A 20,281-nucleotide genomic window follows, 5' to 3' on the forward strand; every position below is an offset into this window, starting at 1 on the left:
CTATTTACTCACTCATAGCACCTGCAGTTTGACGGTTAAGCTTTGATTCAATCAGAGACTCTAGAACTACTCGAATGGTCGCGCCTGTGTCAACACTTGTCCACCTTTGCGGCAACGAAATTAGGGGCAACAGCAGCGCGTAATTTACAAATTCCCCTATCTCAAAAACACAGTGAAGAACTACTAGCGCAAACTAAGGAAGCATATCAGCTAGAAAATAGCCTCACCGGAGGTTTATCTTTTGAAGGTATTCAAGATATTGGTGATGCTTTAGAGCGCGTTCAACGTCAAGGAATTTTAACCGGAGAAGAACTTTTAGCGATCGCAACAACTCTGGCGGGAACTCGCCAACTGCGTCGCGCTATTGACAATCAATCAGATGTACCCGTTCTCACTGCATTAGTTGCCGATATTCGCACTTATCCAGAAATAGAGCAAGAAATTCATCGTTGTATCGATGAACGCGGACAAGTTAGCGATCGCGCGAGTACAAAACTTTCTGATATTCGTCATTCACTACGGCAAATTCGCAGTCAAATTACACAAAAACTGCAAAATATTTTGCAACGGCAAGCTAATGCCGTTCAAGAACTACTGATCACTAAACGTGGCGATCGCTTTGTGATTCCGGTAAAAGCACCACAAAAAGACGCTGTTCCAGGAATTGTGCATGATACTTCTACGAGCGGCGCGACACTTTACATTGAACCAAATTCTGTCGTTCCTCTCGGAAATCAACTCCGGCAATTAATTGTCAAAGAGCAAGCTGAAGAAACAGCCATTCGTCGGGCTTTATCAGAGCAAATCGCTGCTGTCACCTCTGATTTGGAGCATTTACTTAGTGTTACCACAATTATTGACCTTGCTTGCGCTCGTGCTCGCTACAGCTATTGGTTAAAAGCAAATCCACCAAGGTTTATTGAACGTGGTACAGGTGAAATAATTACTTTACGGCAACTCCATCATCCTTACTTGTGTGGCAGTTTGCTCACGAACAAGGTGCAGCCGTTATTCCGGTCGATTTGGTCATCAAGCCCCAAATTCGGGTAGTCACAATTACAGGACCGAATACTGGGGGCAAAACTGTCACGCTGAAAACTCTCGGCTTAGCAGCTTTGATGGCAAAGGTAGGGCTATTTATACCTGCACGCGAACCTGTAGAAATTCCCTGGTTTGATCAAGTCTTAGCTGATATTGGCGACGAACAATCACTTCAACAGAGTTTATCGACCTTTTCTGGTCATATTCGCCGCATTAGTCGAATTATCAATGCGTTATCCAGTAGTCATCCGGATCTAGATTCAACTCTAACCCCTCGTCCCTCCCTAGTTTTACTCGACGAGGTAGGTGCAGGAACTGATCCGGTAGAAGGTAGTGCCTTGGCGATCGCCCTTTTGCAATACTTAGCAGATCATGCCCAATTGAGTATTGCCACAACACATTTTGGCGAACTGAAAGCGTTGAAATACCAAGATGAACGTTTTGAGAATGCTTCAGTCGAATTTGATGAAGAAACCCTCTCGCCAACCTATCGCCTGTTATGGGGAATTCCTGGACGTTCTAATGCTTTAACAATCGCTCGCCGCTTGGGACTAAATGCAGAAGTCGTGGAGCAAGCGAAAACTAAACTTGGCGGCGCAACCGAAGACGTAAACCAAGTCATTGCTGGCTTAGAAGCACAACGGCGGCTGCAAGAAACCAAAGCAACAGAAGCAGAAAAGTTACTACAACAAGTGCAACGACTATACACTGAAGTATCACAAAAGGCTTCACTATTACAAGAGCGCGAAGCTCAACTAAGACAGCAACAAGAGCAATCAATTCAACAAGCACTCGTTCAAGCTAAAGGTGAAATAGCACAAGTTATTCGTCGCCTCCAGCAAGGTACGACAACAGCCCAAGATGCACAACAAGCAACAGATGCTCTTTCTCAAATTGCCCAGAAGCATCTTCCACCACCACCCAAACCTAAACCAGGATTTAAACCACAAGTAGGCGATCGCGTCCGCATACCGCGTCTAGGTCAAACTGCTGAAGTCATCAGCGCACCTGACGAAGATGGTGACTTAAGTGTTCGCTTCGGGTTAATGAAAATGAGCGTCAAGCTCGCAGATATTGAATCGTTAGATGGACAAAAAGCTGAAGTAGTTACTACTAAGAAGCAAGTCAAAGAAGCAGCGCGTAGCAGTACTAAGCAAGACTCACCTGTGGCAACGCCATCCTCACTTACAATTCGCACATCACAAAACACAATTGATTTGCGAGGAAACCGAGTTGCAGATGCAGAAATGATTTTAGAACGAGCGATCGCACCTGCTCAAGGACCAGTTTGGATCATTCACGGACATGGCACTGGCAAACTCAGACAAGGAGTTCACGCATTCTTGCAGCAGCATCCCCGCATTAGTCATTTTGAGCCAGCAGCCCCAGAAGATGGAGGCACAGGTGTTACAGTGGCTTACGTTGAATAAAAAGAATTGTCTCAACTCTCTTAAACTCATAACTCAGCACTCAACACTCATAACTCAATGCAAGCAGTTAGGATAAAACAGCTATATGCTTAGCTTGGTGACGTCAGATCATGCCGCTTGAACCCGATTCTCCCCCACCCAATCCTACTTCAGGTGTTGAGTCACAGCCAGAGGTGTTGTCCGATCGCACTCAAAACACTGAACTTGCTCCGAAAGGATCGCTATCGCAACAGGCTTTAGCCGCCCTCGCTTCAATGCAATCACCGCAGCACCAAGCTACTATAGACCGTCTGACGAGAGCACAACAGGGAAATCACATTCCCGACTTGCAGGCAACTGGAATGACTCTGATTGCGATCGCCATCATTATTTTTGGCTTAGCGTTGGGTAATGAGTTACTGGCTTGGTTTGGAGTTGTGCTGACACTTCTCCTATCAATAGCAATGCTACTCCCGTGGTTGAAAGCTGTCATCCAAGAATTGTTTTCTGCGCAAGAGCGATCGCTATTTGTGGCTATAGTAGGGGTTGTTGTTGCTTTGATCGGCATCGTAGAACTTACAGGTATCAATCGCCGCCTGCTATTTTGGGGTAGTCAGCTTAACTGGGAAGCTTTCGGTACGCTTGCTGAGTGGATTGGTGCTTTAGGGCAAATCTTAATTGCCGTGCTTGCAGTTTTTGTTGCTTGGCGACAGTACGTTATTTCTAAAGACCTAACAATTCAACAAAATTTGCTGACAGTGCAGCAAAACTTAATTACGCAACAACAAACAATTGACAGCTATTTTCAAGGAATTTCTGATCTTGTCTTGGATGACGAAGGATTGCTAGAAGATTGGCCTCAAGAACGAGCATTAGCTGAAGGACGGACAGCAGCAATTTTGAGTAGTGTCGATCGCGATGGTAAAGCTAAAATTTTACGATTTCTCTCTAGCTCTAGGTTACTAACACCACTTAAGCGCGACTCTCGCTTGGGAAGAGCGATTCTAAATGGTGACGGTGGCTATGCTGAAGATCGTGTTTTTGGAGTGCGCGTCATCGACTTAGGAGTCATGCTGGCGGGCGCGGATCTATCGGGTACTGATTTACGTTGGACAGACTTGAGCGAAGCAAATCTCATTCGCGTCAACCTTAGTCATTGTGACTTAGTACGAGCCAACTTCGCCCGCACGATTTTAGCAGAAGCTAAGTTCATTAGTGCAGATTTAAAGGGAACGCTCTTATTCTACGGCTCAGCCGCAACTGCTAGTCCTCGTAGCCGTACTGAACCACCAAACTATAGAACAGGAGAATATACTGGCGCTGTGATTGAAAATGCTGACTTTACAAACGCGCAGCGGATGTCTGAATCAACACGTTACTATTGCTGTGCTTGGGGTGGTGAAAAAACAAGAGCAACTATTCCTGGGGGTTGTAACGGAATTCCTAATAAGTTAGAGAAATAGTTCTTGTTTTAATACTTTTATTAATGGTATTCTTTAGTAAGAATAGGTTTTATAGTTGGGTTTAAAAACTTATAAAAAAAATGTACAGATTTCCATTATGGAATAGATTATACCAGAAAAATGTAGTGATTTTCGTGAGAAACTTTCAATATTCAACACGCAAGAAGTAGATTGCCTAAGTATTCATTAGTTGTTCCCATTTTCAATGAAGAAAAAACGATTCCGGCGCTGTATCAACGCCTGTGTATTGTAATGGAACGACTAGACGGAGAAGTAGAATTAATTTTAGTGAATGACGGTAGTCGCGATCGCTCGTTACAACTACTGCGCGAACTAAATTATCAAGACCCCCGCGTTTGTTATCTAAGCTTAGCCCGTAACTTTGGTCATCAAATTGCTGTAACAGCAGGTTTAAACTTTGTGCGGGGTCAAGTTGCGATTGTGCTAGATGGCGATTTGCAAGATCCTCCAGAACTGATCCCCGATATGATTGAAAAGTGGCGACAAGGATATCAAGTTGTTTACGCCCAACGCACGCAACGCCGTCAAGAGAATTGGTTTAAGCGGTTTACAGCTTATTTTTTTTATCGTCTACTCAAGCGCTTAGCCGATGTGGATATTCCCACAGACACGGGCGATTTTTGTTTGCTGGATCGCCAGGTGGTGGATGTACTCAATGCAATGCCTGAACGAAATCGCTACATTCGCGGGCTGCGATCTTGGGTAGGTTTTCCTCAAACTGCAATTCAATTTGAACGCGATCCGCGTTTTGCCGGAGAAGTTAAATATACATTCGCAAAATCTTTAGCGTTAGCTGTCAACGGCTTAGTATCCTTTTCTAAAGTGCCATTGCGATTGTCTACTTATGTAGGATTACTTGCTGCGATCGTCGCAATTTTGATGGCGCTTTTGGTACTCTATTGGCGACTTTTTGTCCCAAGTTCGCGTCTAGAAGGTTTTGCGATTATTTTAGTTGCAATCTTTTTTATCGGTGCTGTTCAACTTGTCAGTATTGGAATTTTAGGCGAGTATGTTGGACGTATTTACGAAGAAGTTAAAGGAAGACCACTGTATACTTTGGCAGAAGTCGGCGGATTGAACAACGAAATCGCAACTTCTTACAATCACACACAACCCCAATCACGTACTACTAAAATCTCAAACTTGGCATCAGAGGAAAGAAGAACATCTAAAGATTTATAGTGACTTTGGCACCAAGATCTAAAACTCTGCATAGCTTTTGGGAAAACATCATCAGGAACGTACCAGCAAGAAGCATGAGGTTTTGTTTGGTAAATATCGAGTAACTCACCGACAGTTTGCGCAATTTGCCACTGTGCAGCAATTACATATTCCATTTTGGCACCTTGTTGTAGCAGTAGTTGTGTTACTTCCTGTTGTGAAGCACTGTAAGTTTCTGGCTGAAATCCTGGTTGATTTTGGAGTATCTCTAACCACTGATTTTCAAATTCTGTTTGATGTTCAGTTCTTTTACTTTGACAGTGGAGATAAACGCCATTTGGCTTGAGCACTCGGCGAATTTCACTTAGGGCTTGTTGCCAACTAGGAATGAGATGTATGATATGCCGTGTCAGCACAACATCAAAGAAGTCATTTTCAAAAGGAAGCGAAGCAGCATCCGTTTGAATCAATGTGAGATTGTCTGGAATACCTTGTAACTTGTGGCGAATTTCCTCCATCATCTGTTTTGAGATATCAACGCCTGTGTAGGAATATCCTCGTTTAATAATTGGTATGGCGTTCAACCCCGTACCAATCCCTGGTTCCAAAAATTTTGTCTCTGGTGTTGTGTTAACTAGGCGCAGAATACAATTCGTGACTTGTTCAGATATATACGGTGGTAATGCTCTGGTAGCATCATAAATCTGAGCTATCAGGTTGTAGTAATTGCTCAAAGCTTTATCCCTGAGTACCAATTTACTAAATAGCTTCCATTATATTTACTGGCGTAAAATTGGATAATAGCGTTGAGAATACCTACTTTATTTTGCTGAGGATTTAGAGTATATTGTTGAATAATGGAAATATAATTTTATTTTTTATTTTTGGTTATATTTCTATTATGAAATATTTATATTATAGACAATAATTTGGTAGAAGAAACAACCCTAACTCAAATTTTTTGCGATCAAGCTAGGGATTTTAGTTTCAAGCTTTGGTTGTAGGCATGACAACTTTCTTAGCTAAACCTGCAGTTTGCAGGAGTTTAATTGCCCACCAAGTCATATCAATTTCCCACCAACGCTGTCCTGCTTTTGCCACATTGGGGTAAGCATGGTGGTTATTATGCCAGCCTTCGCCATAGGTTAAGATTGCTGCCCACCAAAGATTTCGGGAATTGTCACTCACTTGAAAGTTCCGATAACCGCGCAGGTGAGTTGCAGAATTAATTAACCAAGTCGTGTGCCAAAGTAATACTGATCTCACAAAAATACCGTAGATAACAAAAGACCATCCTCCCAAAACGTACAATAAAATGCCTAGAGGAAGTTGAAGAAGCAAAAAATTACGATTTAACCAACGATAGTAAGCGTCACGGGCTAAGTCGGGAGCAAATCTTTTATAATTTTCGTGGTCAAAAAACTCTGGACGTGGATAGAAGATCCACAGCATATGACTCCACCAAAAACCGCGCTGTGAAGAGTAAGGATCTTTGTCTTTGTCTTCGGTATGTGCGTGATGCAATCGATGACTTGCTACCCAAAAAATGGGTCCTCCTTGAATCGCTAACGCGCCTAAAGTTGCGATCACATATTCTAACCACTTGGGCGACACCTGCAAGCTGCGGTGACTTAAAAGCCTGTGGTAGCCTAAACAGATACCGATACTGCCGAACAACCAGTGGAGGAATAGCGTCACTCCCAATGCCGACCAAGAAAAATTCCAAAATGCGGCGATCGCTACAGCATGAACTGTACCAAAAAATGCCACGTTGACCCAACTTAGAGCAAGCGGCTGCTTACCCTCAGCGTTGATGGCTGATGTTGTCATGAATGTTACCTTTAAATTTCTGTTAATCCAGTGCAGACAACACTGGTTATCGTTTGTAACGAGCGATCGCTCATTACTCTAGAAGGAGATGCAAGTGCTACTTACATTCTTACCTTAACAACAATGCTGTAGAAATGCAAGTGTTACTTGCACAGTTATAACTAATGCAGTACTCCCGCTGATTGAAACTAGCCTGTATGTCCACTCAAATTTCGACTCGACAAAGATTAATTAATGCAGCAATTGAGTTATTCGCCACTCAGGGAGTTACCGAAACAACAACAAAAGCCGTTGCTGAGTTAGCCCAAGTCAATGAAGTGACGCTGTTTCGGCATTTTGGGAATAAGCATGGTTTACTGCTAGCGGTCATTTCCGAGTCGGCAGTATTTCAAGAGTTGGGTGAAACTTTGCGCCAGCAAGCCCAACAAACACATAGTATTGCGCAAGCAATTCAATGGTATGCAGAGGATCGCTTAACGGCGATCGCGCAATTTCCTGAATTGGTGCTGTCTATTTTAGGAGAAGCACGGCAATACCCAGCAGAAAATCGCCGGATTATTGGAAAATACATTGATCAAATCAGTCACGATGTTGCCGAATATCTAGCAACCGTGATGCAACGAGAACAGTTACGCAGTCAATTACCCGTTGAAAAACTTGCAAGTTTACTTAATTATATTTTGTTAGGCTACGCGATTATTGAATTAGCGACTGAAGTTAACGAATCGAGTGACCGAGAAGAATTTTTAAATGACTTGGTTCAACTATTTTTAGGAGAAAATATTGTTGCTACAACTGCAACAGAAAATGTAGCAGATTTACCAGCAAACTTAGTGCATACAATTCTGCAACAAGCTAAAAAATCAGGATCGCGAGATTATGCACTTGTTTACGTTTTATTTGCAACAGGCTTATCTCCAATAGATATTACTCATCTAGAGCGAAGTCATCAAATTAGCGATGCGCATCAACACTTATTACAAATCACGCAAGGTTCAGTTAGACAAGTTCCTGTTAATCAATGGATTATGGGTAAGCGCTACGGTTCTTACACTCGTAATCCACTGACACAATGGCTCAAAAGCCGCAAGGATGATTGTTCTGCTTTATTTCTCAATGATGATGGAATGCCAATAACAAAGCAAGAAATCGCAGCACGTTGGCAAGAATTAACTGAAGGATTATTAACCCTAGAGGGAAAAGTCCCAACGATAAAGCAAGCACAGCAAACTTGGTGTGTTGAGATGTTAGTGAAAGGAATCAGTATTGAAGATTTGAGTATTTTGACAGGATGGAGTTTAACCCAATTACAATCTTATGTATGTAGAGCAAAAGAGAAATTAGCCTTAGAGCAAGCCCTGCGTCTCGATCAAAAATCTTAGCATTGGAGCCAAGAGTCATATTTTTGCGGTTTCAACTCATCACAAGTAGAAATAAACTCTCGATGCAAAAAGTTGTTTTGATCGCCATAACAATTGTTTGAGGACGCGACAAAATCTGCGGCATTGTTTACGACAAACTGTAAAATAAAGAAGCATTGAGAGGACTATGTTTATGTCTCAAGCCACATCAGAAGCAACCGAAACAACTTCTTTGTTAGAGGTTGAAGATGAAGACATTCAATTTCCTCCCTGTGATTTAGACAGTGATGAGCCGCCCTTGGACACTGACCTACATCGTAATCAAATTGACTTGCTGATTCGGCTATTACAAGCTTGGTGGCAAGACCGACAAGACTTCTACATTTCCGGCAACCTGACGGTATATTACAACGAACAGCAATTGAAGTCTCGTGACTTTCGCGGACCCGATGTGTTTGTGGTGCTGGGAACCGAAAAGAAAAACCGTCGTAGTTGGGCAATTTGGCAAGAAGGGGGAAAGTACCCCAACTTGGTGATTGAACTGCTTTCGAGTTCTACGGCAAAAGTAGATAAAGGTGCGAAGAAAACGCTGTATCAGGAAGTGTGGCGCGTACCAGAATATTACTGGTTTCACCCAGATACATTAGAATTTGCGGGGTTTCGGTTAGTAGGTGGCGGCTACGAGGTGATTGCACCAACCGATAGCGGTAACTTACCCAGTGAGCAGTTGGGGCTAGAACTAGGAATTCACGAACAGCAATTACGCTGGTTTACCGCACAAGGCGATTTGATACCCTTACCCGAAGAAGTAGAACGCCAACGCGCTGAACAGGAACGCCAACGCGCTGAACAAGCTCAGCAACGATTGGAGCAGCTAGAAAACTTTTTGCGATCGCAAGGCATTGAACCCGATCAACTACCCGATTTGTGACACAGAGCGATCGCAAAATTCTTAACCTTCATCTTTATATCGTGTAGCCTCCATTACTTTACTGTTTCCAGAGGTTGAACTTGAGTCAAATTTTTCACTATATACGGTATTACCTCAGATTCTTTTTCACTCTTGCATGAACCTTTGAGGGTAGTGCTACAGAAGTAAGGATGTAAGTAGAGAAAAGAGGTCTTTCAACTTTCAGTCATGGCAGTAAACCCAATTACTTGTCCTCGTTGCCAGTCAACTGATGTGGTGAAAAATGGTAAAATTCACAACGGTCGGCAGAACTTTAAATGTAAAGGTGGCAACAGACAATTTGTACAAAACCCAACAAAAAAGGTAATTGGGCAGGAAACTAGAGATGTGAGCGACAAGTTGTTGTTGGAGCGGCTGTCATTGGCAGGAATTGCCAGAGTAACTTGGGGATCTGAACAATGGTTGCAGACATATGTCAATGCTAAATACTCATCCGTGCCAAAAACAGTAGCAGCGTGGTCGAAAAAAAGGGGCAGCTAACAATACAATGTGACCAGATGTGGTCATTTGTAGGCAATAAGAAGAACAAGCACCTGCTTTGGTTAGCTGTGGATGTAAACACGGGAAAAATTGTTGGTGTATGCGTTGGTAAACGTAGCCGTGAAGGAGCACAGGGATTGTGGGAATCACTGCCTGCGGTGTATCGCCAGTGTGTTGTGTGCTACACGGATTTCTGGTCGGCATCTGAGCGAGTGATTCCCCAGTCTAGGCATCGTGCTGTTGGTAAGCACAGTGGCAATACCAATCAAATTGAACGGTTTAACTGTACCTTACGTCAAAGTGTTTCACGTTTAGTTAGAGATACCTTGTCTTTCTCGAAGCAGTTGGATAACCATATTGGAGCTATCTGGTATTTCGTACCTCACTACAATTTATCCTTACTTCTGTAGCACTACCGCCAATTTCATCAAATCCGTTGGTATCATCAAAACATTCGTCATGCTTTAATCCTTCTTCCCACAGCTTCTCATACTCTGCCGCAGTTATAATCTTCATTAGAAGAATTGCCTAGTTTCACTTCCTTAGTAGAAAAGTTTCTCATAAAGCAAGCTATGATCAGCCTTTAATATGACTAAGCCAAGCGATCGCGTCAACAAATAGACAAGAAACACTTTACCAAACGCTCATCACTAAAGAAGTACCGTTTCTCCTGTTTGTGCCGATCGCCTGGCTGCATCTGCAACTTTCAATGTGTACAAACTGGCAGTTGGAGTTACGTACATATCCGTACCTGTCAACAAGTGGTTTAAAACCATTTCAGTATCTTTAGCAAATAAACCACGACGCGAACCGACTTCGATTGGTGTTGTTTGTTCTGTTTGAAACAACTTACCCGTATCGCCATCAAAAATTAATCCGCCTTTTTCGCCGTGAACTTCAAACTTGCGTTCACCTTGCCATAAAGTTTCACCTTTACCGTAGGTAACATCAGCAATGACACCAGAAGTAAACTTGAGTTGAGCAGTGCATAAACAAGCTTGATAGAAATTACCTTCGCCCCAATAACGGTTTTGACAACTCACTGTAGCGACTTTGCCAAATAAATCAGTGAGACGATGTAGACGTGAAAGGGCTGCTATTAGAGGAAAACCAAACAAATCTTTGTGGTAAGTCCATTTTTGTGGTGCAGGACGCTGAGGAGTGACAGTAGCATAGCGGGCGTAAAATACATTTCCGACGGCTGGTAAGTTTTGTTTGAGTGCTTGATGCAAGCCACCGAGTAATTCAATATGCTCGATGTGAAGCATTTTGTTTTGATTTTGGGCTAGAGTGACAAGATCTTCTGCTTCATTAATATTAAGAGCAAGTGGATATTCAACAACGACGTGCTTGGTGTTTTGTAATGCTGCTTTTGCGATCGCCCCATGCTCTTTATTTATATTTGATATCACAACTAAATCAATATCAGAGCGAGATACTAGTTCCTGCCAAGATATTAGCGCTTCTGCTTGATACGTTTGAGCAAATTCCTGAGTTTTTTCTAGTGTATGACCAACAATGGCGACAACTTGCGATCGCTCATCTTGCTGAAATGTTTGTGCCCTTAACTTCGCTGCATATCCAGTACCAACAATACCTACACGTACCAAACGCTGCTGATAATCGCCAAAATTCCCCATATTAATTTTTACCTCTCACTCTTCTCTAGTCACTAGCCACTAGTCACTCTCTCATAAGAATAACTAATTAGGATTAAATAACTAAATTTCATTACTAATCGCCTGCAAAATCGGAGGAAATAGGGGGTTACAAGCTATGGTTTTTCTCGTAGTATCAGAAATGAAGTGAACTCAAATATTTTGGACTTTGCTCATGAGCGAAGCCCACAGTTTACTTTAGTTTATCTTATACTGCCGTAGCAAATTGAGAGGATCGCTGAATGGCAACTTACAAGGTCACTTTAATCAACGACGCTGAAGGACTAAATCAGACGATTGAAGTTGACGATGATACATATATTCTAGATGCAGCTGAAGAAGCTGGACTTGATTTACCATACTCCTGCCGCGCTGGTGCTTGTTCTACCTGTGCTGGTAAACTTGTGTCAGGTTCAATTGATCAGTCCGATCAGTCTTTCTTGGACGACGATCAAATCGAAGCTGGATACGTTCTCACTTGTGTGGCTTACCCATCTTCTGATTGCACAATCGAAACTCACAAAGAAGAAGAACTCTACTAGATAACCATCTTGGTTAGTAGCCACAAAGTAGAAGGCAGGAACTATAATGGCAAAAGTTCCTGCTTCATTTAATGAAAATAGCACTTAACGTTTAGCTTGAACTCTAGATCATCATTTTCCGGTCATTGCTAGCGGTTCTTCGTTATAAAAGGTAATGCGATCGCTTAATGGCTGAATTTGTGTGCCAGGATAGTAGAAATTTAAAATTCGCTCACTCGACCAGCCTAATTTTGCTAATCGCTGCGAACCTGTTTGACTTAAACCAACACCGTGTCCAAAACCACCACCAACAAAAGCATAACCCCATAACGAGTTTGCTCCTTTGTTCAGCGGTTGCAGGTAAAACAAAGTACTGCGAGGTGCAGAAAAAGCACTACGGACTTCATCTTTTTCTAACACAACTGTGCCCAGATCAGTTTCTACTGCAAGTTTCAGAATACGTCCGCTAGGCGATCGCTCAACAACCTGCATTTGATTGATTTGTTTCAAGTTTGCCCACGGGCTATTGTTTGCTTTAAAAAAGCGCTGCAAATCTTCTGTAATCTGTACTAAGCTGCTTTCTTTACGCCAACGGAACATACTCCAGCCAACTTCGTTAAATCCTTGCCTGAGACTAATAAATCGCTGAAAATTCGTTTCTTCGGCTAAACTTTGACCAGATAAGTTCCAAACACTACCGGCAGCATCGACAACTGGTTGCAAGTAGGGACGATCTGTCCCCTGCCAGACATCACTAAATGCCGCAGTCACGCCACCTGTTGTAGAAGAATACAAAGCATCGACGAGTTGATTATTGTAAGTTAGGACTCGCCCACTAGTAGCGGCGATCGCGCGATCTGCTAGAGGAACAGCACCACTCAAACCTTTGTAAACTTGGCACTGAGTATCTGCACATAGTTCATAGTTATCGATCGCAAAGCGACGCAAGTTTCGCAGTGCATACGTCCGTGCAATAATTGCTTGAGCTTCTACAGCAGAATAAGGAACATTTGCTCCAATTTCGTGCGGTACGACACCCCGCAAATAAGTTTCTAAAGGAACTTCATTAATCAACGTATATGTACCATATGCATTTGGCTGTAGGCGGATCTTGCCTGCATAGAGACGGCGATCGCGCTGATTGCCCTCACTCAGTTGAATCAAGTTTTTATTCGTTGTAATGTCTATTTCTGGATGACTGTAGCGCTTGCCATCCACAACTAAATTGACTGTGGGTGCTTCTTGGAGCACTCGAGTATCAAGGTAAGCATCGTTGTTACCCTTTACCTTTAAACTTAACAATAGCAAGCGTCGTAAAAGAGGAGAGTTGTAAACATCTCGCTTTGCCCACACTTGCCACCGTTCAGGTTGGGCAATCTCAACTTCGATCCCAATTTTCTGCCACTGCTTAGCAGTATTTTCCGCTGTTTCAAAACTGCGATGTGTACTCAGCACAACTCGCTCAGCTAAAGTTACTTTTGGCAGCGGTTGCATCACAGTTTCTAGCTTGACATTGGTTGCTTGTAGTGCTGCTTCGTCTCCGGCTTTTGTTTGAATTGTGAGGCGATCGCCTGGAGTTGCCTGTAAACTTAATACATCTGTTGGTTTAGCACCAAATCTTTGCACAATGCCAATTTTGAGTTCTGGTTCAGATTCCTGGGCTGCCATTGCACCAGTTGCTGTACCACATAAGATAAAAATAGTTGTTATCCAAAAGGAGAAGTGCGATCGCTTTTGTCGAGTTTTCCTGTGCAAAGGTTGTGTTTCGCTTGACAACGACAATAAAGATAGATGAGAACTGTAAAAACGACGGCGTGAAAGCTGATGAGTTGCTGTTGCACAGTAAGTATCTTCAACAGTTTGCTTATCGTTGCAATTTCTTTGCGTCTTGATCACTGCTAGTTCCCTCACCGTCATAAATCAGTCTTGTGCTACCTAGTTTGTCTCAGAATAGCTTTATTTTCGAGGACTATAGAGGTTTATTTTAGTTCCTTTTCCAGGATTTTTTGATAAAAACTTGCAAATCAAAGTCATAACGACTATGATTTATATAAGGCAACAGCGAGGAGGTAGCAAGGCTAAATGACTAAAGTTCAAGAAATTCCACTTAACCAAATTAGACGTCCCCTGCCAAGAGAAAACGACCCCAATAAAGTAGCAGCTTTGATGGAGTCGATTCAAGAAATTGGTCAACAAGAACCGATCGATGTACTTGAAGTAGACGGACAATACTATGGTTTTTCTGGCTGTCACCGTTACGAAGCATGTCAGCGGTTAGGCAAAGAGACGATTTTAGCTAGAGTCCGCAAAGCTCCTCGCGCTGTATTAAAAATGCACTTAGCCTAAAAAATCTACTTAAGGAGAATTGTATGCAAATTCAAAGTAAGGTTATGCCAGTCAACATTGGCATCAATGAAGAAGACCGCAAAGAGATTGCTCAAGGGCTTTCACGTTTACTTGCAGACAGTTACTCACTATATCTCAAAACACATAACTTTCACTGGAACGTTACAGGTCCAATGTTCCAGACATTGCACGTGTTATTTGAAGAAGAATACACCGAGTTGGCAACCGCAGTTGATGAAATTGCTGAACGAATTAGAGCACTAGGCTATCCAGCACCTGGAACATATAGCGAGTTTGCTGAACTCAGTTCAATCCCAGAAACTAAGGGTGTTCCTAAAGCGGAAGATATGATTCGGTTGTTAGTTGAAGGTCAAGAATCAGTAGTTCGCACTGCGCGTTCTATCTTTCCAGTTGTCGAGCGAGTTAACGACGAACCTACAGCAGATCTTTTAACTCAACGGATGCAAGTTCACGAAAAAAATGCGTGGATGTTACGCAGCTTGTTAGAACAATAAGAGAGAGCAGAGGTCAGGCTTAAAAGCTAGTTATGGCAATAGCTTTGAGCATGAGTGTCCTAACTATATTGAATATTGCCGTAGCAGACAGAAAATTTAGTTCAATTAACTAGGAATTAGAGATCAGGATTTAGTTTCTAGTTCCTATTTTCTCATCCCCGATTCCTCTTAATTGTGGCGACAATTAAGCTATGGATGTACACGAACAGTCTCAAGGTAGAAGAAATCCAAAACCAACACTAGATCAGCTGACCTTTGCTTTACAAGAACAAATGCAACAGGTGGGCTTGTCTAGTTTTACAGCATTAGCTCGTGCTGCTGGAGTAGCGCGAGGGCAAATTCTCAAGCTACGTCGTGGAGAAGTGGGACAAATACGAGTGGAGACTTTGCTCAAGCTTTCTCAAGCACTACAAGTGCCGTTAGAGGAGTTGGTAGCAATATTTTCTGGAAAAAATACGAAGACAACCCAGCGCCAGGCGTCTGCTGATTTAGAACATGAGTACCAACGACTGCAAAATCTCCTCGAACAGCAGCGAGAAAGCTTATACTATGAATTTCAAAATTCAAGTTTACAACTGCTTGAGTCGTGGTTAATACAGTGGCCTACAGCAGCCCAAAAAGCACAGGAGAATCCTCAACTAGCTGCTGTAAAATTACTACCTTTAATGCGCCCTTTAGAACAGTTATTGCAACAATGGGGAGTGGAAGCGATCGCTTCTGTAGGAACTGAGATCCCTTATGACCCACAAATACATCAGCTTTTAGAAGGTACAGCACAGCCTGGAGATCGCGTCAAGGTGCGTTACACAGGCTACCGTCACAGAGATAAGCTACTCAATCGCGCCAAAGTAAGTCCTAACAACAATCTCCCCTTTGGCTGATGTCCTCTTTGGTGAGATTTGTTCCACTGATTAAGGAAGAACAAGCGAGTAAAACAAGGGATTATGCGTAAAATCAACATTGGTCTATCAGAAGAACAACGCTCAGGTGTAGTCAAATTACTAAACGGTGACTTGTCTGACGCTTATCTAGTTTTGATCAAAACTAAAAAGTTTCATTGGGATGTCGTCGGACCACAGTTTCGTTCTCTACATGAAATTTGGGAAGAGCAGTATACTGCGTTAACCGAAAATATTGACGCGATCGCTGAACGAGTTCGTGCATTGGGTGGTTTCCCTGTAGGTACAGCGCAAGGCTTTTTAGAAAACTCTACGATTAAGGAGCAAGGAGACAATATTCCTCTTGCAACTGAAATGGTAGCTCAGTTAGTAGACGACCACGAACAAATTATCCGCAATCTCCGCGAACATATCGATCAGTGTTCTGAAGAATTTCATGATGAAGGTACAGCTGACTTCCTTACAGGATTGATGGAGCAACATGAAGAAATGGCATGGATGTTGCGCTCCTTTATTGAAGGTGAGTCCCTAAAAGCAGACGGTTCTAAGCCTGATCCTGAGATGCAAAAAGTCCCTGCTCAAGTTAAATAATTTACATTACTTGCAGGAAGATCAACAAAACATCTTCCTAGTTAAATAAAGCAGAGCGCTTCTTCAAACAACTGAAGAGGCGTTTGTTATTAATGTGCTTCTTTGGTACATGTCAAGCTTTAACAACCAACTGCCTCCTGATCTCTATTCATCTCAGCCTCAGCGGTAGCTAAATGCTTTAATAAAGTTGCCTGTGCAAGTGGTCCTTGAATATGACTCCACGGTAAAACCCGCTCTCTGAGCCAATCATGGTGCACATAAAAATCCAACTCAGGAATTTGCCCGCGTAATGTTTTAAACGCCCGTCGGTAACTTCCCAACGAGTCACCATAGTGCCGCGTTAACTCTAATAATTGTGATAAGCGGCGATCGCCCCGTGACAACAAAGCCTGAATGACTGACCAATTGTAACTTTCTGGACGAAATTCAATACCTTGAGGTTTAAGTTGCTTTTGTAAAAACTGTAGCCGTTTCTCAGCTTGGCGGTTGACTCCGTACCATTGAAACGGTGTATGCGCTTTGGGAACAAACGTGCTACATCCTAGCGTTAACCTTAATCCAGGTGCAGCTTTTTTCAGCGATTCCATCATCACTACAGTTTGTTCGAGATCTGCCATCTCTTCTCCAGGAACTCCCACCATTCCATAGAGTTTTAAACTGCTTAATCCTCCAGCTTTAGCATTAATTGCAGCTTGAATAATCTCATCATTATCAAGTTTTTTATTAATAATGCGCCGCAAGCGTTCTGAGCCACTTTCGACTGCAATTGTCAGCGATCGCGTGTCGCGTTTTGCCAGAGTTTGGGCAAGTTGTACTGTAACGGTGTTTGTGCGTACCGAAGCAATACTTAGACGGATGTGGTCGTATTCTGGTTTACTTAAGTATGCCAACAAAGCGTCAAACTCAGGATGCTGAGTCACCGATGCGCCTAACAAGCCAATGCGATCAGTGACAGCTAATCCCCGTTCAATTGCTGGAATTAATGAACCCTCAAAACTCGCTGTCCGAAACGGAAGTGTTAAGTAACTTGCCAAGCAAAAGCGGCACATTTCGGGACAACTGCGTACTACTTCCACCATGTAAATATTTTCCCACGCAGCTTTTTCGGTAACTACTGTAGACGCTGATAAAGTATTACCGCGATAAGTTTGCTTTTCTACAACGTCAGGAATTGCTGCTAGTGGTCGAATTGACTGAATCTCGCCTGTAGGATCGCAATATGTGACTTCGTACAAACTGGGGATATAAACACCTGGAACTTGTGCTAGATGTTGCAACTGAGTTGTGCGATCGGCATTACGAACTTCTTGATAAGCTGCAATAAAATCTCCTATCAGGTTTTCACCATCCCCTAGCAAGATAATGTCAAAAAAATCTGCAAAAGGTTCGGGGTTTGCAGTTAATACTGGACCACCACCAAAAACTAGGGGATCGCTATTACTGCGAGCATTTGCACGAATTGGAACGTTTAAAGATTCAAGTAAATTGAGAATATTAACATAATCAAGTTCCCACGATACAGAAAAGCCGATCAACTCAGGATCTCGTGGTAGCTGTTCGCAAACATCGGTAAATAGACGGCTAACTTGCACATCTGACCGCATTGCTAAAGTCGCCCAAACTACTTGATAGCCCAAGCTAGTGATCCCTACGCTGTACTCATTGGGGAACGCAAAAATTGTCCGAATCGCCTCGTTGTTTGGAGTTGCTGGGTTAAACAAAAGGCGTTCGCTGGTAAAAACAGAGGCAGTCACAGGCTTTAATTAGCTTGAGTTAGCTATTGAGTCATCTATATCTTATTTTAAGCCCTAGAATTATTAAGTTGAAAATGAGTGTAATTAAGTTAGCAAGAATAATAGGTAAAGCTTGCAGGTAAATTCCATAAATTAACCACAGAAATACACCTGTTGAAAATATCATTAACATCCCCAAAGAAACATCTTTGGCTGATTTTGATTGCCAGGTTTTAAATAACTGTGGTAAGAAAGCAATTGTTGTTAATGTTCCGGCTATAAGTCCTAAAATTGTAACGGAATCCATGCAGTTGTTAGATAAGAATTGAGCAAATACTAGTTACAGAAAATACAGAAACTGGACGAAGGTTATTTAAGATGTTTTTTTAGTAAATTCTTGTGCGATTTCTTGAATTGTTTGGCGTAAGTTTTCTGAGTGTAACCAGCCGACAAAGCCACTGTAAAGACATTTGCCTTCTGGACAACTGACGAAAACGTGATCTATTCCTAATGAGTTTTTCCACGTGCAAATAGAAACACCGTTGTCTAAGGTGAAGCACACTTGGGCTTTGGTAAAGTCTCGATGGTGTGCGTCTGTGATACCGGAAATGAGTTGTAAACGATCAATGAGTAAGTCAGTTATATCAGGATCGGGAATACTAGTAAGTATTTTTTCGCTAGCCCAAAAATCTTTAATAACAGTTGCTACCTCAGAATGGTGACGCATAATTGCGTGAGCTAAGCGAGGCAGTAGGACAAACTGGGCATTGCGAAATTTTGTTGAACCTATCGGAATCGTGCCATCACTACCATTATCAAAATCTCCAGCAATGATTAATGTAGGAATTTCTTTGGCGATCGCTGCAGCTATTCCGCGACGATTTTTGCCCAAGTCGCCTGCAATACCAACTCCCAAACTCAGGGGATCAAACATTCTTGCTAGATCTGCACCTCCTACAGGCGATGCAACAAGAACTAATGATTCAACTCGCGACCACCATTCGGGATGACGATTAAGAACTTCTAGCCAGATTAATCCTCCCATTGAATGACCAATAATGCGGATAGGGGTGTCTGGATACCGCGAATTTGTTTCAATAGCAATTTTTTCGACTGCTTCAATTAAAGGTTCTATCCGTAACCAAGTATTAACAAAGCCCAAGCTAGGGGCAATGATGAGTGTTTTCGGAGTTGCCAAACGATTTGCTAGTGATGCGATCGCCTTACCGGTATCAGCCCATCCGTGTTGTGCGTAGAGAATAAAATTTGGTTTACCAGTGACCATTCTGCCTGAACTTAAACTATAGCTCAGTGCTATACTAACTATCTTTCTAATACTTGCGTGGTTTCACTTTTTCGTATTTACCTAACCTATCAAGCAACAAAAATCACTCTTTGTTATCTGTGTAAGATAGGTTCTTGTGCTTTGAAATAGTCATAAACAACCAAGCCAATAATAATAATTACCAGAGTTATAAAACCTGCTAATCCAGTTAATCCAACAGTTAAGTCATTTCCTCCTTGAATGACTAAGGTAGACAATCCTGCTGTACCATTCATAGTGCCATGCAGGATAGCAGCAGCAACGACAGATTTTGCTTTGATTCTGATGTAACTATAAATCGGTGATAACAACACGGTAAAAAGCGTCATCATGAAGACACCAATAACTGGATGTTGAGGGTAATTATGACCTTGAAGAATGATAGGAGCGTGCCATATTCCCCAAATAAGACCAATAAAAACCGATGCTTTCCAAAAGCCTATGCCATTGAGTTCTTTTTGCAGAAATCCTCTCCAGCCTAATTCTTCACCAAAAGCTGCGATCGCATTAACACTCAAACCTGCAATTAAACCTTGAAGTATACCAACTACTACAAAAGTCATGGGAGCAGCAGCTACCTCATTTTGAATTTGCTTTAATTGTGCAGGAGGAACTAGAGATTTTAGTTGCTCAAACAGCTTTGGCATTTCTGCAGTGTATTCAACATCAGGAAAAAGTAAACTAATTCCTAAAGCAGCAATGGCGCTAATTGGAGGAAGTAGCCATGCTACTAAAAACCACCAATTCAACTGCCAAGAAATTCCTAACTTTGTCCACGGTTCTCGATATAAACGATGAATGACAACAGTAACAAACATCGGAACAAACATATAAAGCAAGGTGATAATCAAAGACCCTGGGAAAATCCACTTGCCTCCTAATGCCAGATAAACTATTACCAAAAGATAGCTGCACAAAAAGATTAAAAAAACAAATAAGAAAACCTTTTTGATGTTTA

Annotated in this window: 20 protein-coding genes; 12 read left to right on the top strand and 8 right to left on the bottom strand. The window is 42.3% G+C overall.

The window, feature by feature from the left end; genetic code table 11:
• The first annotated feature begins 42 nt into the window (after positions 1 to 42).
• The 4 genes from CSQ79_RS28755 (at position 43) to CSQ79_RS01310 (ending at position 5,116) form a co-directional block, all read left to right on the top strand.
• On the top strand, positions 43 to 1,050 hold the full coding sequence (locus CSQ79_RS28755) for a hypothetical protein (protein WP_502693897.1): 1,008 nt from the start codon (positions 43 to 45) through the stop codon (positions 1,048 to 1,050).
• The gene (locus CSQ79_RS28760) at positions 975 to 2,471 is read left to right on the top strand and encodes an endonuclease MutS2 (protein ID WP_502693898.1); all 1,497 of its coding nucleotides are present in this window, start codon (positions 975 to 977) and stop codon (positions 2,469 to 2,471) included. The genes CSQ79_RS28755 and CSQ79_RS28760 overlap by 76 nt, the downstream gene beginning before the upstream one ends.
• Positions 2,472 to 2,581: 110 nt before the next feature.
• Positions 2,582 to 3,913 carry a pentapeptide repeat-containing protein gene (locus CSQ79_RS01305; RefSeq protein WP_099699399.1) on the top strand — a complete coding sequence of 444 codons (1,332 nt, stop codon included), beginning with the start codon at positions 2,582 to 2,584 and terminating at the stop codon, positions 3,911 to 3,913.
• Positions 3,914 to 4,084: 171 nt separating this feature from the next.
• Complete coding sequence (locus tag CSQ79_RS01310) at positions 4,085 to 5,116, top strand: glycosyltransferase family 2 protein (RefSeq protein WP_099699400.1); 1,032 nt, start codon at positions 4,085 to 4,087, stop codon at positions 5,114 to 5,116.
• On the opposite strand, the gene CSQ79_RS01315 is transcribed toward CSQ79_RS01310, so the two are convergent.
• Both CSQ79_RS01315 and CSQ79_RS01320 read right to left on the bottom strand, forming a co-directional pair.
• The gene (locus CSQ79_RS01315; protein WP_289500200.1) at positions 5,038 to 5,829 is read right to left on the bottom strand and encodes a class I SAM-dependent methyltransferase; all 792 of its coding nucleotides are present in this window, start codon (positions 5,827 to 5,829) and stop codon (positions 5,038 to 5,040) included. The genes CSQ79_RS01310 and CSQ79_RS01315 overlap by 79 nt on opposite strands.
• 253 nt (positions 5,830 to 6,082) lie before the next feature.
• Positions 6,083 to 6,925 carry an acyl-CoA desaturase gene (locus CSQ79_RS01320; RefSeq protein WP_099699402.1) on the bottom strand — a complete coding sequence of 281 codons (843 nt, stop codon included), beginning with the start codon at positions 6,923 to 6,925 and terminating at the stop codon, positions 6,083 to 6,085.
• Between the two features lie 197 nt (positions 6,926 to 7,122).
• Here CSQ79_RS01320 and CSQ79_RS01325 point away from each other — a divergent pair, with 197 nt between their 5' ends.
• The 3 genes from CSQ79_RS01325 (at position 7,123) to CSQ79_RS01335 (ending at position 10,146) form a co-directional block, all read left to right on the top strand.
• Positions 7,123 to 8,307: a TetR family transcriptional regulator gene (locus tag CSQ79_RS01325; protein WP_099699403.1), complete on the top strand. Its 1,185-nt coding sequence runs from the start codon at positions 7,123 to 7,125 to the stop codon at positions 8,305 to 8,307.
• 172 nt (positions 8,308 to 8,479) lie between these two features.
• Positions 8,480 to 9,217, top strand: a complete 738-nt coding sequence (locus tag CSQ79_RS01330; RefSeq protein ID WP_289500205.1) for a Uma2 family endonuclease — start codon at positions 8,480 to 8,482, stop codon at positions 9,215 to 9,217.
• 207 nt (positions 9,218 to 9,424) lie between these two features.
• A protein-coding gene (locus tag CSQ79_RS01335; RefSeq protein ID WP_099699405.1) for an IS1 family transposase occupies positions 9,425 to 10,146 on the top strand; the annotation gives its coding sequence in 2 pieces (ribosomal slippage) (positions 9,425 to 9,731 and positions 9,731 to 10,146; 723 coding nt in all).
• Positions 10,147 to 10,386: 240 nt separating this feature from the next.
• Here the strand turns inward: CSQ79_RS01335 and CSQ79_RS01340 are convergent.
• Positions 10,387 to 11,376, bottom strand: coding sequence for a Gfo/Idh/MocA family protein (locus CSQ79_RS01340; RefSeq protein WP_099699406.1), 990 nt, complete (start codon positions 11,374 to 11,376; stop codon positions 10,387 to 10,389).
• A gap of 260 nt (positions 11,377 to 11,636) precedes the next feature.
• Between CSQ79_RS01340 and CSQ79_RS01345 the strand changes: the two genes are divergently transcribed.
• Entirely contained in the window at positions 11,637 to 11,936 is a 300-nt protein-coding gene (locus CSQ79_RS01345; protein ID WP_099699407.1) for a ferredoxin, read from the top strand.
• A 111-nt stretch (positions 11,937 to 12,047) separates the two neighbouring features.
• Here the strand turns inward: CSQ79_RS01345 and CSQ79_RS01350 are convergent, their stop codons facing one another.
• A complete protein-coding gene (locus CSQ79_RS01350) occupies positions 12,048 to 13,670 on the bottom strand; it encodes a SpoIID/LytB domain-containing protein (protein ID WP_502693901.1) in 1,623 nt (540 codons plus the stop codon).
• Positions 13,671 to 13,997: 327 nt separating this feature from the next.
• Here CSQ79_RS01350 and CSQ79_RS01355 point away from each other — a divergent pair, with 327 nt between their 5' ends.
• From CSQ79_RS01355 to CSQ79_RS01370, 4 genes are all read left to right on the top strand, one after another.
• A complete protein-coding gene (locus CSQ79_RS01355; RefSeq protein WP_099699408.1) occupies positions 13,998 to 14,261 on the top strand; it encodes a ParB N-terminal domain-containing protein in 264 nt (87 codons plus the stop codon).
• A 23-nt stretch (positions 14,262 to 14,284) separates the two neighbouring features.
• A complete protein-coding gene (locus CSQ79_RS01360) occupies positions 14,285 to 14,776 on the top strand; it encodes a Dps family protein (protein ID WP_099699409.1) in 492 nt (163 codons plus the stop codon).
• 191 nt (positions 14,777 to 14,967) lie between these two features.
• Positions 14,968 to 15,657, top strand: coding sequence for a helix-turn-helix domain-containing protein (locus tag CSQ79_RS01365; protein ID WP_099699410.1), 690 nt, complete (start codon positions 14,968 to 14,970; stop codon positions 15,655 to 15,657).
• A 63-nt stretch (positions 15,658 to 15,720) separates the two neighbouring features.
• Positions 15,721 to 16,266, top strand: a complete 546-nt coding sequence (locus CSQ79_RS01370; RefSeq protein ID WP_099699411.1) for a Dps family protein — start codon at positions 15,721 to 15,723, stop codon at positions 16,264 to 16,266.
• A 119-nt stretch (positions 16,267 to 16,385) separates the two neighbouring features.
• On the opposite strand, the gene CSQ79_RS01375 is transcribed toward CSQ79_RS01370, so the two are convergent.
• The 4 genes from CSQ79_RS01375 to CSQ79_RS01390 form a co-directional block, all read right to left on the bottom strand.
• Complete coding sequence (locus CSQ79_RS01375) at positions 16,386 to 18,020, bottom strand: B12-binding domain-containing radical SAM protein (protein WP_099699412.1); 1,635 nt, start codon at positions 18,018 to 18,020, stop codon at positions 16,386 to 16,388.
• Positions 18,021 to 18,051: 31 nt separating this feature from the next.
• A complete protein-coding gene (locus CSQ79_RS01380; RefSeq protein WP_099699413.1) occupies positions 18,052 to 18,306 on the bottom strand; it encodes a SemiSWEET transporter in 255 nt (84 codons plus the stop codon).
• Positions 18,307 to 18,372: 66 nt separating this feature from the next.
• Positions 18,373 to 19,284, bottom strand: coding sequence for an alpha/beta fold hydrolase (locus CSQ79_RS01385; RefSeq protein ID WP_099699414.1), 912 nt, complete (start codon positions 19,282 to 19,284; stop codon positions 18,373 to 18,375).
• A 113-nt stretch (positions 19,285 to 19,397) separates the two neighbouring features.
• Positions 19,398 to 20,225, bottom strand: coding sequence for a CPBP family intramembrane glutamic endopeptidase (locus CSQ79_RS01390; protein ID WP_289500214.1), 828 nt, complete (start codon positions 20,223 to 20,225; stop codon positions 19,398 to 19,400).
• Positions 20,226 to 20,281 lie beyond the last annotated feature (56 nt).

It is taken from the genome of Gloeocapsopsis sp. IPPAS B-1203 (assembly GCF_002749975.1).
Taxonomy (GTDB): domain Bacteria; phylum Cyanobacteriota; class Cyanobacteriia; order Cyanobacteriales; family Chroococcidiopsidaceae; genus Gloeocapsopsis.

What these genes read in the sequence shown, in the direction of transcription:
- CSQ79_RS01305 (WP_099699399.1), top strand. Translation starts at nt 2,582, where the DNA reads ATGCCGCTTGAACCCGATTCTCCCCCACCCAATCCTACTTCAGGTGTT.
- CSQ79_RS01320 (WP_099699402.1), bottom strand. Translation starts at nt 6,925, where the DNA reads ATGACAACATCAGCCATCAACGCTGAGGGTAAGCAGCCGCTTGCTCTA.
- CSQ79_RS01325 (WP_099699403.1), top strand. Translation starts at nt 7,123, where the DNA reads ATGTCCACTCAAATTTCGACTCGACAAAGATTAATTAATGCAGCAATT.
- CSQ79_RS01330 (WP_289500205.1), top strand. Translation starts at nt 8,480, where the DNA reads ATGTCTCAAGCCACATCAGAAGCAACCGAAACAACTTCTTTGTTAGAG.
- CSQ79_RS01340 (WP_099699406.1), bottom strand. Translation starts at nt 11,376, where the DNA reads ATGGGGAATTTTGGCGATTATCAGCAGCGTTTGGTACGTGTAGGTATT.
- CSQ79_RS01345 (WP_099699407.1), top strand. Translation starts at nt 11,637, where the DNA reads ATGGCAACTTACAAGGTCACTTTAATCAACGACGCTGAAGGACTAAAT.
- CSQ79_RS01355 (WP_099699408.1), top strand. Translation starts at nt 13,998, where the DNA reads ATGACTAAAGTTCAAGAAATTCCACTTAACCAAATTAGACGTCCCCTG.
- CSQ79_RS01360 (WP_099699409.1), top strand. Translation starts at nt 14,285, where the DNA reads ATGCAAATTCAAAGTAAGGTTATGCCAGTCAACATTGGCATCAATGAA.
- CSQ79_RS01365 (WP_099699410.1), top strand. Translation starts at nt 14,968, where the DNA reads ATGGATGTACACGAACAGTCTCAAGGTAGAAGAAATCCAAAACCAACA.
- CSQ79_RS01370 (WP_099699411.1), top strand. Translation starts at nt 15,721, where the DNA reads ATGCGTAAAATCAACATTGGTCTATCAGAAGAACAACGCTCAGGTGTA.
- CSQ79_RS01380 (WP_099699413.1), bottom strand. Translation starts at nt 18,306, where the DNA reads ATGGATTCCGTTACAATTTTAGGACTTATAGCCGGAACATTAACAACA.
- CSQ79_RS01385 (WP_099699414.1), bottom strand. Translation starts at nt 19,284, where the DNA reads ATGGTCACTGGTAAACCAAATTTTATTCTCTACGCACAACACGGATGG.